At 55.3% G+C, this 15,300-nt stretch carries 11 protein-coding genes and 1 pseudogene; 8 read left to right on the top strand and 4 right to left on the bottom strand.

From position 1 onward, the window contains the following. Positions 1 to 6 precede the first annotated feature (6 nt). The 5 genes and pseudogenes from accC (at position 7) to pqqA (ending at position 3,396) form a co-directional block, all read left to right on the top strand. A complete protein-coding gene (gene accC, locus MPQ_RS00100; protein WP_013440848.1) occupies positions 7 to 1,356 on the top strand; it encodes an acetyl-CoA carboxylase biotin carboxylase subunit in 1,350 nt (449 codons plus the stop codon). A 1-nt stretch (position 1,357) separates the two neighbouring features. Next, complete coding sequence (prmA, locus tag MPQ_RS00095; RefSeq protein ID WP_013440847.1) at positions 1,358 to 2,245, top strand: 50S ribosomal protein L11 methyltransferase; 888 nt, start codon at positions 1,358 to 1,360, stop codon at positions 2,243 to 2,245. Continuing rightward, positions 2,242 to 2,346: pseudogene (locus MPQ_RS14125) on the top strand (MJ0042-type zinc finger domain-containing protein); the annotation flags it as partial. The gene prmA and the pseudogene MPQ_RS14125, both read left to right, overlap by 4 nt. Positions 2,347 to 2,371: 25 nt before the next feature. Continuing rightward, a complete protein-coding gene (locus MPQ_RS13990) occupies positions 2,372 to 3,214 on the top strand; it encodes a DUF3426 domain-containing protein (protein ID WP_013440846.1) in 843 nt (280 codons plus the stop codon). 110 nt (positions 3,215 to 3,324) lie between these two features. Next, complete coding sequence (gene pqqA / locus MPQ_RS14195; RefSeq protein WP_013440845.1) at positions 3,325 to 3,396, top strand: pyrroloquinoline quinone precursor peptide PqqA; 72 nt, start codon at positions 3,325 to 3,327, stop codon at positions 3,394 to 3,396. A 69-nt stretch (positions 3,397 to 3,465) separates the two neighbouring features. Here the strand turns inward: pqqA and MPQ_RS00085 are convergent, their stop codons facing one another. The 3 genes from MPQ_RS00085 to MPQ_RS00075 form a co-directional block, all read right to left on the bottom strand. After that, positions 3,466 to 4,374, bottom strand: a complete 909-nt coding sequence (locus MPQ_RS00085) for a hydrogen peroxide-inducible genes activator (RefSeq protein ID WP_041362474.1) — start codon at positions 4,372 to 4,374, stop codon at positions 3,466 to 3,468. 108 nt (positions 4,375 to 4,482) lie between these two features. Next, on the bottom strand, positions 4,483 to 4,995 hold the full coding sequence (locus MPQ_RS00080; RefSeq protein ID WP_013440843.1) for a hypothetical protein: 513 nt from the start codon (positions 4,993 to 4,995) through the stop codon (positions 4,483 to 4,485). Between the two features lie 129 nt (positions 4,996 to 5,124). Continuing rightward, positions 5,125 to 7,041, bottom strand: coding sequence for a sigma-54-dependent Fis family transcriptional regulator (locus MPQ_RS00075; RefSeq protein ID WP_013440842.1), 1,917 nt, complete (start codon positions 7,039 to 7,041; stop codon positions 5,125 to 5,127). A 306-nt stretch (positions 7,042 to 7,347) separates the two neighbouring features. Between MPQ_RS00075 and MPQ_RS00070 the strand changes: the two genes are divergently transcribed. Next, entirely contained in the window at positions 7,348 to 9,216 is a 1,869-nt protein-coding gene (locus MPQ_RS00070) for a methanol/ethanol family PQQ-dependent dehydrogenase (RefSeq protein ID WP_013440841.1), read from the top strand. A gap of 57 nt (positions 9,217 to 9,273) precedes the next feature. Beyond that, the gene (locus MPQ_RS00065) at positions 9,274 to 9,741 is read left to right on the top strand and encodes a cytochrome c (protein WP_013440840.1); all 468 of its coding nucleotides are present in this window, start codon (positions 9,274 to 9,276) and stop codon (positions 9,739 to 9,741) included. 83 nt (positions 9,742 to 9,824) lie between these two features. On the opposite strand, the gene MPQ_RS00060 is transcribed toward MPQ_RS00065, so the two are convergent. Continuing rightward, positions 9,825 to 13,538 (bottom strand): EAL domain-containing protein, encoded by a 3,714-nt coding sequence (locus MPQ_RS00060; protein WP_013440839.1) that lies wholly within the window; start codon positions 13,536 to 13,538, stop codon positions 9,825 to 9,827. Between the two features lie 321 nt (positions 13,539 to 13,859). Here MPQ_RS00060 and MPQ_RS00055 point away from each other — a divergent pair, with 321 nt between their 5' ends. Further along, entirely contained in the window at positions 13,860 to 15,116 is a 1,257-nt protein-coding gene (locus tag MPQ_RS00055) for a multidrug effflux MFS transporter (RefSeq protein ID WP_013440837.1), read from the top strand. The last annotated feature ends 184 nt before the right edge of the window (positions 15,117 to 15,300 follow it).

Raw genomic sequence — 15,300 nt, 5'->3', positions numbered from 1 at the left:
GTTTCCATGTTTGAAAAAGTCCTCATTGCCAACCGCGGCGAAATTGCGCTGCGCATACAGCGCGCGTGTCGCGAGCTTGGCATCAAGACGGTTGCGGTGCATTCCGAAGCCGACCGTGAAGCCAAGTACGTCAAACTCGCAGATGAATCCGTCTGCATTGGCCCCGCGCCCTCCAATCAAAGTTATCTGAATATTCCCGCCGTGATCAGTGCGGCAGAAGTCACCGATGCGGAAGCCATCCATCCCGGTTACGGCTTTTTGTCCGAAAACGCCGATTTCGCAGAACGTGTAGAGCAAAGTGGTTTTGTATTTATCGGCCCACGTGCTGAAACCATACGCCTGATGGGTGACAAGGTCAGCGCCAAGGATGCGATGAAAGCCGCTGGCGTACCCTGCGTGCCAGGCTCCGAAGGCGCATTGCCCGATGATCCTGATGCAATTCTGCGTGCTGCCAAGGAAATTGGTTACCCTGTGATCATCAAGGCCGCAGGCGGCGGCGGTGGTCGCGGCATGCGTGTAGTGCATACGGAAGCCGCCTTGCTGAATTCGGTCAGCATGACCAAGGCAGAAGCAGGCGCAGCCTTTGGCAACCCGACTGTCTACATGGAAAAATTCCTTGAGCAGCCTCGCCATATTGAAATCCAGGTGCTGTCTGATGAACATGGCAATGCCGTATATCTGGGCGAACGCGATTGCTCCATGCAGCGCCGTCACCAAAAGGTACTGGAAGAAGCACCTGCGCCTGGTATCACCCAGAAAATGCGCGAAAAAATCGGCGAGCGTTGTGCCGATGCCTGCCGCCGCATCAACTATCGTGGTGCAGGTACCTTTGAGTTTCTGTATGAAAACGGCGAGTTCTACTTCATTGAAATGAATACTCGGGTCCAGGTGGAACATCCGGTCACGGAAATGATCACCGGCATTGATATCGTTCAGCAGCAGATCCTGATTGCAGCGGGCGAAAAGCTCTCCTTCAAGCAAAGCGACATCGTATTGCGTGGTCACGCCATCGAGTGCCGTATCAATGCAGAAGACCCATACAACTTTGTTCCTTCCCCCGGCCGTATCAACACCTTCCACATGCCTGGCGGCCCTGGCATTCGCGTTGATACCCATGCCTACCAGAACTACCTGGTTCCGCCCCATTACGACTCCATGATAGGCAAGCTGATTGCTTACGGTGATACCCGTCAGCAGGCGATTGCCCGCATGCGCATCGCGCTGTCGGAAATGGTAGTCGAAGGCATTAAAACCAATGTGCCGCTACACAGTGATTTGATGAACGATGCCGCGTTCCACCTCGGTGAAACCAGCATTCACTATCTCGAACACAAGCTGGGCATAAGCAGCAAGTAGCATGGCCTGGGTATCGCTGAAAATAGAAGCCAGGGACAACACCGCCGACCTCATCAGTGACACCCTGATGGAACTTGGGGCGTTGTCCGCCAGTATTGAAGACGCCAACGCCGAAACCCCGGATGAACAGCCGATTTTTGGTGAACCAGGGGATCCCCCTCCCGGCATCTGGCAACACAACATTGTCAGTGCCCTGCTGGCAGAGTCGACCGATATTCCTGAACTGATGGGCGAGCTGGCCATGGCCACCGGGCTTGCCGACTTGCCCTACACGACGGAGCATGTGGCAGAACAGGACTGGGTGCGTGCCACCCAATCCCAATTTGATCCTATACGTATTCGGGATGATTTATGGATAGTGCCATCCTGGCATGACGCCCCCAACCCGGATGCATTGAATATAGTGCTGGATCCCGGTCTGGCATTTGGCACGGGCAGCCACCCCACCACGCACCTGTGCCTGGCATGGCTGGCTGATCATGTCCGCAAGGATCTCACCGTACTGGACTACGGCTGCGGTTCGGGCATTCTTGCAATTGCGGCCAGCAAATTGGGAGCGGGCAAGGTTGTTGGCGTCGATATTGACCCCCAGGCCATACAATCCAGTGAATTCAATGCCGAAAATAATGGCGTAGTAGCTGAGTTCTATCTTCCAAAGCAACTCCCTGATAGCTTTGCCGATCTGGTCGTTGCCAATATTCTCTCCAGCGCCCTGATGGTGCTGGCCCCCGCACTCGCCGCCGCCTGCAAGCCTCAGGGCCGTATAGCGCTTTCCGGCATTTTGCGTGAGCAACAGGAGCAAGTCTCGGCGATCTATGCCGAATGGTTTGATATGGATACCCCGCAATTCATGGATAGCTGGGTGTTACTCACCGGTCGCAAAAGATGAGTCTGATTACCTCCTGCCCAGCATGTTCCACCGTGTTTCACGTGAAGCCGGAGCAATTATCCTTGCGGCGGGGGATCGTACGGTGCGGCGAATGCCAGCATGTGTTTAATGCATTAGATCACTTGCATGAGGCGGAGTCTGTCGTACCTGAGTCTGTCGTACCTGAGACTGTCGTACCTGAGACTGTCGTACCTGAGTCTGTCGCACCTGAGTCTGTCGCACCTGAGTCTGTCGCACCTGAGTCTGTCGCACCTGAGTCTGTCGCACCTGAGTCTGTCGCACCTGAGTCTGTCGCACCTGAGTCTGTCGCACCTGAGTCTGTCGCACCTGAGTCTGTCGCACCTGGTCGTACCTGAGACTGTCGTACCTGAGGCTCAGCCCCATGCAGCAGAAGCGCATATAACGCACCAGACTCCACCGCACATCCCTGCCCAGCCATCCTGGCATGACGCAGCGCCAAAATCCAAGTTACAAACAGTCCTGATCCAGCCCAAGGCCTTCCCCTGGCTGAGTGGCTTGTTTGCGTTGTTGCTGGTAATCACGATTGCTCTGCAACTGGCCTATTTCCAGCGCAATGCGCTGGCACTGGCTTGGCCGGAAAGCAAACCTTATCTGCAACAAGCATGCGCCATGCTGAATTGCAAAGTCGAACTGCCCAGAGATGCTAGCAAACTGGTGATCGACGATGCCAATCTGCTGGAAGACAGCGACTACGAAGGCCTGTTGATCCTGACCAGCACCCTGATTAATCAGGCAAGACATGTGCAAGCCTATCCGCAGCTGGAATTAACCTTAACCGATGCGAATGATCAAGCCGTGTTGCGTCGCACATTCACCCCGGCAGAGTATCTGCCTGCCGGCACTGTGGTAGAAAAAGGCATCCCGGCAGGAAAAGAGCTGCCTATCAAGCTGCTGCTCACAGCAGATCATCAAACCGTCTCAGGCTACCGCTTGTTTGTGAATTACTAAGCACTCATGATTTTCATGAGTGTTCTTTCATGAAGCTGCGCATGCGGCCGAGCCCTCGCAAGCCTATGATGTGTTTCATGCAGTATCCATTGACTACCAAGGAGATCACCATGTGGACCAAACCAGAAGCTACTGAAATGCGTTTCGGCTTTGAAGTAACGATGTACGTTTGCAATCGTTAATTCAATAGCATCAGGAGGTGTGGATTAGATCCACGCTCCCATTAAAAAAGGAGGCCATGGCCTCCTTTTTTAATGGGGTTTATTCACTTGTATGCATTCGGACTGTATGCCCCGTATGGCATGGGCAATTTCATCCACTGCTTTTTCGCGACCATAACTCTTGCGCCAGGCCAGGGCGATCTGGCGCTTGGGCACCGGCGCTTCAAAAGGCACGACTTTGATCAGCGGATTCTGATAGCGCTCAACCGCGGCACTGGCAGGCAGCACGGTAATACCCAGGTTGGAAGCCACCATATTGCGTATGGTTTCAAGAGAATTGCCCTGCAGCATTTCGCCCTTGCGGGAGAGATCCGGGCAAGCCAGCAGCACTTGATTACTGAAGCAATGCCCTGTGTTCAGCAAGAGCACTTTTTCTTCGGCGAGATCATCCGGATTAATGCTCTGGCGGCCAGCCCAGGCGTGATCCGCAGGCACTACCACTACAAATTCTTCCTCATAAAGCAATTGAAGCTTGATGCCGGGAATATCGAATGGCAGGGCAATAATGGCGGCGTCTATATTGCCATTGCGTAATTGGGTTTCCAGATTGGCCGTCAGGTTTTCTTCCACCTCCAATGGCATATCGGGCGCGCTTTTACGCAATGGTGGAATGATTTCGGGCAAGAGATAGGGACCAACAGAATAAATGACGCCCAGTTTAAATGTGCCGATCAGCTGGTTGTTGCCCTGCTTGGCAAGCTCTTTGATGCGCCCCGCCTCTTCCAGCGTACGTATGGCCTGCTCGACGATACGTTCGCCAACCGGCGTCATGCTGACATCGCTACGGCTGCGCTCGAACAGCATCACGCCAAGCTCATCCTCGAGCTTTTTGACGGCGAGGCTGAGCGCTGGCTGACTGACAAAACTTTTTTCGGCAGCGCGTCTAAAATTACGCTCTCGGGCCACTGCCACGATGAAACGAAGTTCACTAAGGGTCATGACCATCCCAACTTTACTGATAAAGCAAATATATCAAAACATGCGTCAATTGGAATGATACATATCGACTATAGCAATTTTAGCTGGTTGTGGTATAGACACCTACCTCTACAATTTCACCACTTGCATCTCATGCTGCTCCTTGCCGGAGGCGGCAATAATCTCGCGCGCCAGCTCGGTTTCATCACCAGAGCGCGTGTATGCCAGCAAGACGACATAGCCATTATTGATCGCATCAATCACAAAATTACTGAAATCGCCTGATTTCTGCGCAATGCCAGCGCCCGCACCAGCAATGGCGCCCACTGCCGCTCCCCAGCCCACCATGGCCAAAGGTGCCAGCAGTGGACTGGCCACAAACAGGCTGACATTAGCAGCGACTATCGCCGCTTGGCCCAAGGCCCCTACTCCGCCGCCGACCACCGTTCCAATGGCTGTATCCTTGATAACGTCTTTCAATACATCGCGACTACCTTCCTGCTCGTGTGTAGCCTGACGATCTGAGGTCAGCAGATGAAGTTGCTCCGGCTGCAAACCACCCTCACGCAGCTTTTGCAGCGTGTTTTCTGCCTCTTGCGGATAAACGTATACGCCTGCTACTCGATGTTGATAATGGTCCATGATGACCTCCTGTTGTCTATAGCCTATGATCAGCCCTTTACCATACGGGAGAGCCTGCGCGGCCTGTATAGGTCTGGTCCGATTTAGCTGTAGGACGAACGGAAATCGCGATGAAGACGCGGGGAAAGACTAAATGAGCTGCAAGGCCTTGAGCTTGCGATACAGGGTATTCCTGCTGATACCGAGCTGGCGTGCCACGGCAGATACGTTGCCCGCGTGTTGCTGCCAGGCATTGCGTACGGCCTCGGTTGTCACGGCATCGAGCGAGGCCTGGGGAGACTCCTGAACGCGCTCCGGTGCTCCCACGCCCTGATCAAGCTCATCCAGAAAATCCTGCATCAGGTGCATGGATTGGATCTTGCCCCCACCTGATAAGGCGAGAGCCGTCTTCACCACGTTATGCAACTGGCGAATATTGCCAGGCCAAGGATGACACTCGAACAACTGCATGACTTCCGCATCGATGGGCGTAGTTTCAGCGTTTTCCGTCTGCAGGATGAGCTGCACCAGCGCGGCCAGGTCCGTGCGCTGCCGCAGAGGCGGCAGACTGACACTGAGGCCATTCAGCCGATAATACAGATCCCGCCGGAACTCGCCCTTCTCCACTCGTTCACGCAGCTTCTGGTTGGTCGCACTGACCAGCATGAAGTCCAGGGGTTTGGACTTGCTGCTACCCAATGGGGTAACACTGCGCTCTTGCAATACGCGTAGCAACCGCGCCTGCAGGCCCAAGGGCATATCGCCGATTTCGTCCAGGAACAAGGTTCCCCCGTTAGCCTGCTCCAGCTTGCCGGTGCTGCCCTTGCGGCGTGCACCGGTAAAGGCGCCGTCTTCATAGCCAAACAGTTCGGCCTCAATCAGGCCCTCAGGCAGGGCGGCGCAGTTAACCGCAACCCACGGACCTTGAAAGCGCGCACTGGCCTCATGAATTGCCCGGGCAAACAACTCCTTGCCCGCCCCGGTTTCGCCTTCAATCAGAATCGGAATCTGCTGATTCAATACCAGGGTCACCTGGCTGATCGCCCGCGCGACCTGAGGATCACCCGTATTCAGCATGCCCAGATTGGCCGCCGCATCGCGTTTCTGGGGCTCTATCGTGGCCGCCGGGCGCGAGGGGCTAACGTTGCGTGCCTCTGCACGCGCAAACAGGCGGGCACCATTCGTGAGGCGCAAAGGGAAGACCAGCGTACTGGCACTGGCCGCCTCGAGCTTGGCGAGGTCGCTTTCAAAAAGCTGATGGAAATAGACACCGCCAGGTGGCAACTCTGCAGGCGCTACGCCCAGCTGAAACTGTCCACTTCGATTGAGGGCGACCAGGCGGCCATCCGCTCCGAACATGGCGATGCCCTCCCACAAGGTGCCAATGAATTCTGGCCGGGCATGAAAATGCAGCACCATCTCGGCCTGGTGGCTGGCGCGGAAAAGGCGGTTCTCAATCATTTGCGCCGCCATTTTTACCAGCGCGAGGGTGTGTTGTTGCGGCATCATCAAATCATTGGAAACATCCAGTGTCCCCAACAGATTATTGTGTGCCCCGAATATCGGCACAGCGGAGCAGCTGAGAAGCTGGTTGCGCTCCATGAAGTGCTCGGCACCGCGCACGGTAAGCGCAGATTGCTCAATGAGGGCCGTGCCAATGGCGTTGGTGCCCCGGTCCGCCTCATGCCATGAGCTACCGGGGTTAAGGGCAAGCTGTTGTGCCTCTGACAGAAACGCATTGTCTCCCAGACTATGCAAAATCACGCCCTGGTCATCCGTCAGGATCACCATGCTGCGCGTATGCGCAATCTGCTCATTGAGCGTGGTCATTTCGGGACGGGCATGCGACAGCAGCAGATGATACTGCTCCTGGCGCTGGCGCAATTCATATTGCGTCAGTATTTGATTATCCACAGCCCCGGCGCTGTCCATGCCATTGGCAAGGCAGCGCTGCCAGGAGCGGGCGATTTCTTCCGCCACGGCACCTTGCTGCACCTGACCACTGACCAGAAATTGCGAGCGCGCATTTCTGATCTGGTGTGCCTCATCGGGAATGGAATATTGCATGCTTTGCTATCAGTGTATGGCTGGGAAAATGCAGGGAAAATTACCTGTCACTGAATGTAACACCTGTTCATTTTCGTGACAACCACACGCCTGCCGCTAGCGGCATTCCCCCTACGGCCATGATTTTCACATCTCGCCCGCGAGCCTTATTCCGCGCGGCATCCAGGCAATCATCCCATCTCGGCTTCATGGCTGGCACAGCGATTGCAATTAAGGCATTACTGCCACCGGCTTCTGGATCCCCCGCCGGAACTGGTGGCCAGTCACTCACATGCTGTTAAAACAAATTCACTATGGAGATTTAGCGTGAAGACAACAACCTTGAAACTTGCATTAGCCGGCGTACTGGGTCTCAGCAGTTTGAGCAGCCTTGCCGCGACTGAACTTGAAAACCTGATGAAGGACGACAACCAGTGGGCGCATCCTCGTAAAGATTATGCAAATACCGGCTACAGCCGTTTGAGCCAGATCAACAAAGGCAACGTGCGCAACCTGAAAATGGCCTGGTCCTTTGCTACGGGTGTGAACCGCGGCCACGAAGGTGCCCCGCTGGTAATCAATGATGTCATGTATGTACATACGGCATTCCCCAACAACGTATACGCGCTGGATCTGAACGACAACCAGAAGATCATCTGGTCTTACTTCCCCAAGCAGGATCCATCGGTTCAGGCATTGCTGTGCTGCGATAACGTTAACCGCGGCCTGGGCTATGGCGATGGCAAGATTTTCCTGCAACAGAACGACGGCACTCTGGTTGCCCTGGATGCGAAGAACGGCAACAAGTTGTGGGACGTTAAGGTAGTGGACACCAAAACCGGCGCATCCAACACCAATGCGCCACACGTCATCAAGGACAAGGTCATTACCGGCTGTTCCGGTGGCGAATATGGCGTACGTTGCTATATCTCCGCCTACAACATCAAGGATGGCTCCTTGGCATGGCGTGCATACAGCACCGGCCCGGACAGCGAAACGCTGATTGGCGACGGTTTCAACAAGGATAACCCGCACTACAGCGCGCTGTCGGTTTACGAAGACGTAAATGGTGGCAACAAGGAAGGCGGCTCATTCAAGGCCCTGACCAAGGATCAGATGAAGTTCCCGGAAAAAGAACTGGGCACCCGTACCTGGCTCAAGCCTCAGGCTATCAAAAACGGCTATGAACATGGCGGCGGCCCTACCTGGGGCTGGTACTCGTTTGATCCTGCGCTGAACCTGATGTACTACGGTACCGGCAACCCAGGCACCTGGAACCCTGATGTACGCCCTGGTGACAACAAGTGGTCCATGACGATTTTCGCACGCGATGTGGATACCGGCATGGCACGCTGGGGTTATCAGATGACACCGCATGACGAGTGGGATTACGACGGCATGAACGAGATCGTGTTGTGGGAAGCCAAGGGCAAGAAACTGGCCACACACTTTGACCGTAACGGCTTTGGCTACACCTTTGACCGCACCAACGGCACGTTGCTGGTGGCTGAAAAGATGAATCCTTTCGTTAACTGGGCCACCAAGGTAGACCTGAAATCAGGCGTGCCGGTGAAAGATCCCAAGTTCTCGACTCACCAGGATTACAACGCCAAGGGTATTTGCCCATCGGCGCTGGGCGTTAAGGATGAGCAACCTTCTGCCTTCTCGCCAAAGACCGGCATGTTCTACGTTCCACTCAACCATGTGTGCATGACCTATGAACCCGTGGAGTCCAAGTACATCGCTGGCCAGCCATGGGTAGGCGCAACCCTGACCATGTTTGCAGGTCCTGACGGTGTCATGGGTGGCTTCATGGCCTGGGACGGCCTCAAGGGCAAATCAGCCTGGTACAACAAAGAGAAATTCTCTGCCTGGGGTGGCGCATTGGTAACGTCCAGCGACATCGTGTTCTACGGCACCCTGGACCGCTGGTTCAAGGCTGTGGATGCACAAACCGGCAAGGAACTCTGGAAATTCCAGGTAGGTTCCGGTGTGGTTGGCAATGCCATTACCTATAGCCACAAAGGCAAGCAATACGTGGGCGTTCTGTCGGGTATCGGTGGCTGGGCAGGTGTGGCGATGAATCTGGGCCTCACCAATGAAACCGATGGCCTGGGTGCAGCCGGCGGCTACAAGGAGCTGACCAAGTGGAATGCAGCGCCTGGTGGCGGTGCCATGAATGTGTTCAGTCTTTAAACCATAAAAAACGGTGGGAGGCCCTATCTAGACGGGTCTCCCCGTGAGGAGAGCAACATGATGAAATTACGCTATATCGCCTTGTTGGCTATCGCCCTGCCTTACGCAGGTAACGCTGGCATCAGCCTGGTATCCACCATCGACAACAAACCGCTGGCGATCCCCGGCGCGATGTTTGATACCCCTGCCGCCAAGGAATTCATGAGTTCCGGCAAAAATGCCTATCTGGGCAATGCCGATGCCATCAAAACCGGCAAGAAAATTTTTCAGATGTATAGCTGCACTGCCTGCCATGGTGCAAAAGGCGAAGGTGCTGTCGGCCCCAACCTGATTGATGACAAATGGAACTACGCCAAGAATGCCAACGATCAGGGTATTTTTGAAACGATCTGGGCCGGCACAGCCGGCGGCATGGGGGCCAAAGGCGCGGGCGCCATGGTACCGGATGATCCTACCCAGGGCCTTACCCCGGATGAAGTACTCAAAGTGGTCGCGTTTCTGCGCAGCAACGCGGTCAAGCATTAACGACTTGCTGCAGTAAGTTTATGCCTTATCTCCATTTGGCATATCCATAGCGTGGCCGGGTAAACCTGTTTACCCGGCCTTTTTTATATGTCGGCAGGCTTGCGGGTCAGGGCCTGCTCACGCAACATGGCTTCCAGTGCCGCCAGCGGCATGGGCCTGCCATAAAAATAGCCCTGCACTGCACGGCAACCCGAGGCCTTGAGATAGTCCGATTGCACCTGGGTTTCCACACCCTCCGCCACGACATCCAGATTCAGGACATGGGCAATGGAGATCATGGCTTTCACCAGCTCGGATTTATGCGTGTCATGGGGCACATCCTTGACGAAGCTGCGATCAATCTTGATCTGCTTGACCGGGAAACGATTGAGATAGCTCAGCGCAGAATAGCCGGTACCAAAATCATCGATCGAGATTACCAGCCCCATGGCATCAAAAGCGTTCAGGGTATTGAGAATATCGAGGTTGCTTTCCAGCAACAGGCTTTCGGTGATTTCCAGCTTGATCCATTCCGGACGGCAGCCTGTGTCGTGCAGGATGCGGGTAACAGAGGCAAGCAAAGGATTTTGAATAAACTGGCGGGTAGAGAGATTTACCGCTATTTTCAGTGGCTCGTCTTTATCCTTGTTCCATTGCACGGCCTGCTTGCAAGCCATTGTGAGCACCCACTCGCCAAGCTCGATGATCAGGCCGGTTTCCTCGGCCACCGGGATAAAGACATTGGGCATCATGAGCCCATGTTCGGTCTGGTTCCAGCGCAACAGCGCCTCTACCCCCACAATCCGGTTTTCGAGCAGATCCCATTGCGGCTGGTAATAAAGCTCCAGCTCCTGCTGCTGAATGGCGCGGCGCATCATGGTTTCAAGCTCAATCCGGGCAGATGAAACCTCGGTCAGCGCACTGACATAAAACTGGAAGTTGTTACGCCCCTGCGCCTTGGCGTGATACATCGCAGTATCGGCAAACTTGAGCAGGGTATCGGCATCCTGGCTATCAGTCGGGTAACGGGCAATGCCCACACTGGTCGAGACAAACAGCTCCCTGCCCGCCACAAGGAAAGGCTGACGAAACGCCTGGATCAAGGTCTGTGCCATGGCAATCAGTTCAGGCTCGGCATCGCCGGGGCGCAACAGCAGCACAAATTCATCGCCACCCATGCGGGCAAGCATGTCACCTTCCCGAAGATGATCCTGCAAACGCGCAGCCGCCTCGCACAACAGCAAATCGCCGGTGCTGTGCCCTAGGGTTTCGTTGATCTGCTTGAAGCGGTCCAGATCCAGCACCATCAGGCTGAAAACCTGCTGTGCCCCTGCCGCCGCAGCCAATATGCCGCTGCGCATCTGCTCCAGCAACATGGCACGGTTGGGCAAGCGGGTCAGCGCATCGTAGAACGCCATGTCGTGAATACGCTGGCGGTACTCCACGATCTCCGTAATATCGCGCCCGACAGCCAGCACACTGGCCACCGTGCCGTCGGGGTTGAACTCCGGCATCATGCGGATATGCCGCACCAGGAGCTTTCCATTCGATGCTTTCAGCGGCAGCTCCAGCTCATCGGGCTGGCCAGTCAGAAACGCCTGACGGATACGGGCCTCGTACTCCACCGTCACGCTGCCACCGGGAAAATCCCGCGGCGTGGTGTGGAGGACAACGTCCGGGGTGGTATCAAAGTACTCCAGCATGCGCTGATTGACATACAGACGTCTGCAATTGGCGTCGTAGCGGGTAATCGTATCGGGCGAGTTATCCAGCAATGAACGAAGCTCACGCTCACGCTCCTGCAACTGAGTATCCGAGCGATGACGCTCAATGGCGATGGCGACCAGATGGCTGGCCTGGTGAATAAAGTTGAGGTCTTCTGCACTGGGTGATCCTGCTTCGCGGCGATAAATGGCAAAAGTACCCAGCATGCGATGAGCGGAGTCAAAAATGGGTTCAGACCAGCACGCCAGCAAATTGGCGGCCAAAGCTATCTCTTTATACGGCGCCCAATAGGGATGGGTGCGGATATCATCCACCAGCACTCGCTCTTGCAAGACGGCCGCCGTTCCGCACGATCCCACCCCCATGCCGATGGTAACCCCATCCACCGCAGCCACAAATTCAGCCGGCAGACTGGGCGCATGAGTACACAATAAGCGCGTGCCCGTGCTATCGAGCAGCATGATGCTGCATAAAAAGCCGGGCTTGGCTTGCTCCATGTAGCGTGTGACCAGATCCAGCACGCTGGAGAAAGCGTCACCATGCGCGAGTGATTCCAGAATCAGCAAACGCATCTGCTCAAGCCGCTCATGCATGCGTAGCTGCGTCATGTCGCGCCCCACCGCCAGCACGCTGATCACGCGTCCCTGCTGATCACTTTCCGGGATCAGCCGCCACTCCAGGTAACTTGGCTTGCCATTCAGCGCCACATCCAGGGTAACGGTAATGGCCTCTTCGCGTTGGGCAACCTCCTGGATCGACTTCAAAATAGGGGCACTCTGCCCTGCCTCGCCCGGCCAGGTAATGCCCTGCTGCCCAATCAGGTCAGCGGCCTTCATGCCAAACGTTTCACAAAACGTCGGATTCACATACAGGTAACGCCCCTGCAGATCAAAGCGTGCGATGAGATCCGGGATATTTTCCAGAAGGCTGCTGAATTTGCGCTGGGCTTCCTTCAACATGCTCACATCACGCCCCACCGCCAGCACGCCGGCAATCCGGCCCTCAGGGTCACGTTCCGGCACCATGCGCACCGCGATCACCTTGTTGTGCACCTGAAGATCGCTAGGTTGCCTGTCCATAAAGAAATCAAAGTCGCTCGCCTCGCCGGTGGCGACCACGTGCTTCACCCGTTCCACATATTCTTGCAATGCCTGGGAGGCGGGATTCAGTTCCAGACTGGTTTTCCCCAGCAACTCGGCTGTTGGCCGCTGTAACAGGGCCTCGGCAACCGGATTCAGAAAAACCCGTTTGCCTTCGCTGTCATAACGTATGACCGGATCCGGCAAATGGTCCACCAGCGTGTGGTAGAGCTGCTCCTGGCTACGTAATTGCTGTTCTGCCGCTTTGCGATCGCCGATATCCCGGACCATGACCAGACGATAGGGTACGCCTTCATACTCAAACAGGCTGGCATGAATTTCCACGGGAAACTGGCTGCCATCCTGACGGGTATGCATGGCTTCCGCCACCAGATGAGGCGCCGAATTGTTGAGTGTGGTACGTGTTATTTCCGGCCAACCATCCCGATGAATATCTCCCATCTCCATCTGCAGCAGCTCTTCCCGGCTATAGCCCAGGGCATGGCAGGCCGCATCATTCACATAGGTCAGGCGGTCATTTTCATCCAGCAGGTAGGCGGCTTCGCTCACCTGGTTGAGCGCAAAATTCATCAGTACACGATGCTGCTCCCCCAGTTTGCGATCAGTGATATTTTCAATGCGCAGAAGATAAAACAGCAGGGTGTTATCTTGGGAGCGTATGGGAGAAAAAGAGGTGCTGAGCCAGACATGACGCCCAGAGCGATGTTTGAACCTGTGCTCCAGCGGTTGGGCGCAACAGGCAGCGAGGACCTCGCGCCAGGTGAGCTTTTCAGCCCTTCTGTCTTCGGGGTGGACCAGGTCGCAATAACTGGTATTGAGCAGTTCAGCTTCCTCGTAGCCCAATTGCTGGCAACAGGGGGTATTGGCGGCAAGCCAACGCCCATCGGTATCGACTATCGCCATGCTGATGCGCGCAAGATCACCGGCCATGGCGAGCAATTGTTTGCTGTCAGCCAGCGCCTTCTGGGCGTCAACGAGATATGTGGTCATCATTGCGATGTGCTCTTCCCATTATTCTCATGGTCATTAAGCCGCCGTCGATATATCCCTGTAACGGAGCTCATGACGCAAGAACTTATTATGCAAACAACCCCTTATAAAACTATCCCAATTGCTGCTGAGTGTCCAATTTAAATATGCGCGGCTCAGGGTAAAATGCCCAGGGCTGACACCCGGCTGACGCGATGCCTAGCACATGCCCACTTTAAAACTTTTTCACCTGTAAATTGACCAACCCAGCATGTGTCCGGCCATATCATCTCGTCCTTATCAACCAAGAAAACTTAACCGGGCAATCGCCCCTCCCATGGATATATGCCACTGATTCCGCGCAATAAATTATTTTCCAGCTCGACCACACTCGCCATCCTGCTTGCGGCACTTGCCATGCTGGGCCCTTTTTCAGTGGACACTTATCTGCCCGCTTTCCCAGCCATCCAGGCCTCCATCCACGCGACGCCGATTGAGGTGCAGCAAACCCTGACGGCTTACATGTTCGCGTTTGCCATCATGATTCTCTGGCATGGAGCGCTGTCTGATGCGTTTGGCCGTCGCAATATCGTGCTGGTAGCGCTGGCTGTGTTTGCCATCGGTTCGCTGGGCTGTGCCGCCGCCCACAGTGTGGAATACCTGTGGGCGTTTCGCATTCTGCAGGGGGTCTCGGCCGGGGCGGGCGTAGTGGTGGGGCGCGCCATCATTCGCGACCGCTACGACGATGTGCCTGCTGCGCGCCTGTTGTCCCTGGTGACGATGATCTTTTCCATTGCCCCGGCCATCGCGCCTATCCTGGGTGGATGGATTGTGAAATGGTTTGATTGGCGCACCATATTCCTGGCCTTATTCGCGTATACCATTCTGCTGTTCTGGGCCTGCTACAAGTTATTGCCCGAAACCTTGCCATTGGCCAAACGCCAGCCGTTTAATCCGCATTTTTTATGGGCCAGCTACAAGCAGGTATTCCGCTCGCCTTTGTTCCAGTTGAAGTCCGGTACCCTGGCCTTCAATTTTGCCGGTCTGTTTTTATATGTGGCAGCAGCGCCCGTGTTTCTCACCGAACATTTGCACCTGGGGCCTGACCAGTTCGGCTGGCAGTTTATTCCTGCGGTGTCGGGTATTTTTCTGGGGGCCTTGGCCGCCAATCGCATGGCGGGCAAATTGCCCGTGCAGCGCCAGGTTCACATCGGTTTTATCTTCATGGTGGGCGCCGGCCTGGCCAACGTCATTTACCATGCCATTTTCCCGCCTGCCCTGCCCTGGTCGGTCATGCCGCTGTTTTTCTATACCATAGGCATGTCCATGGCCGCGCCTGGTATCACCTTGTTTGTGCTGGATCTGTTCCCCGCCATCCGCGGTACCGTGGCTTCCTGCCAGTCCTTTACGCAAACCATGCTATCGGCCGTGGTAGCAGGTGCGCTGGCGCCTGTGCTATCCCATTCGGTATTGTGGCTGGCAGCAGGCCAACTAGGCTTCAGTCTGATTGGCCTCGTCTTATGGCTGGCTGGGCAACGTTATTATCGTCACAGCCAGCAACTGGAAGCTGAAAAGCTGAATGCCTGGGAAACCATCAAATAAAGCGCTAGTCCGACAGCCATGTCAGACCAGGCCTGATAGCCAGCCGATGCCATGCCCTTTAGACTGAGTATTCATTGTTGCTGCATGGATCAGATAGCGGCAACTTACTCGCAATAATGTACTCAGACGTTATGTTGGTTTTTCACCGACTTCGTCACTCATCACAAGGAGAGCATCATGAGAT

The sequence above is a fragment of the Methylovorus sp. MP688 genome, assembly GCF_000183115.1.
Taxonomy (GTDB): Bacteria; Pseudomonadota; Gammaproteobacteria; order Burkholderiales; family Methylophilaceae; genus Methylovorus; species Methylovorus glucosotrophus.
This window is presented reverse-complemented; position numbering and strand designations above follow the sequence as displayed.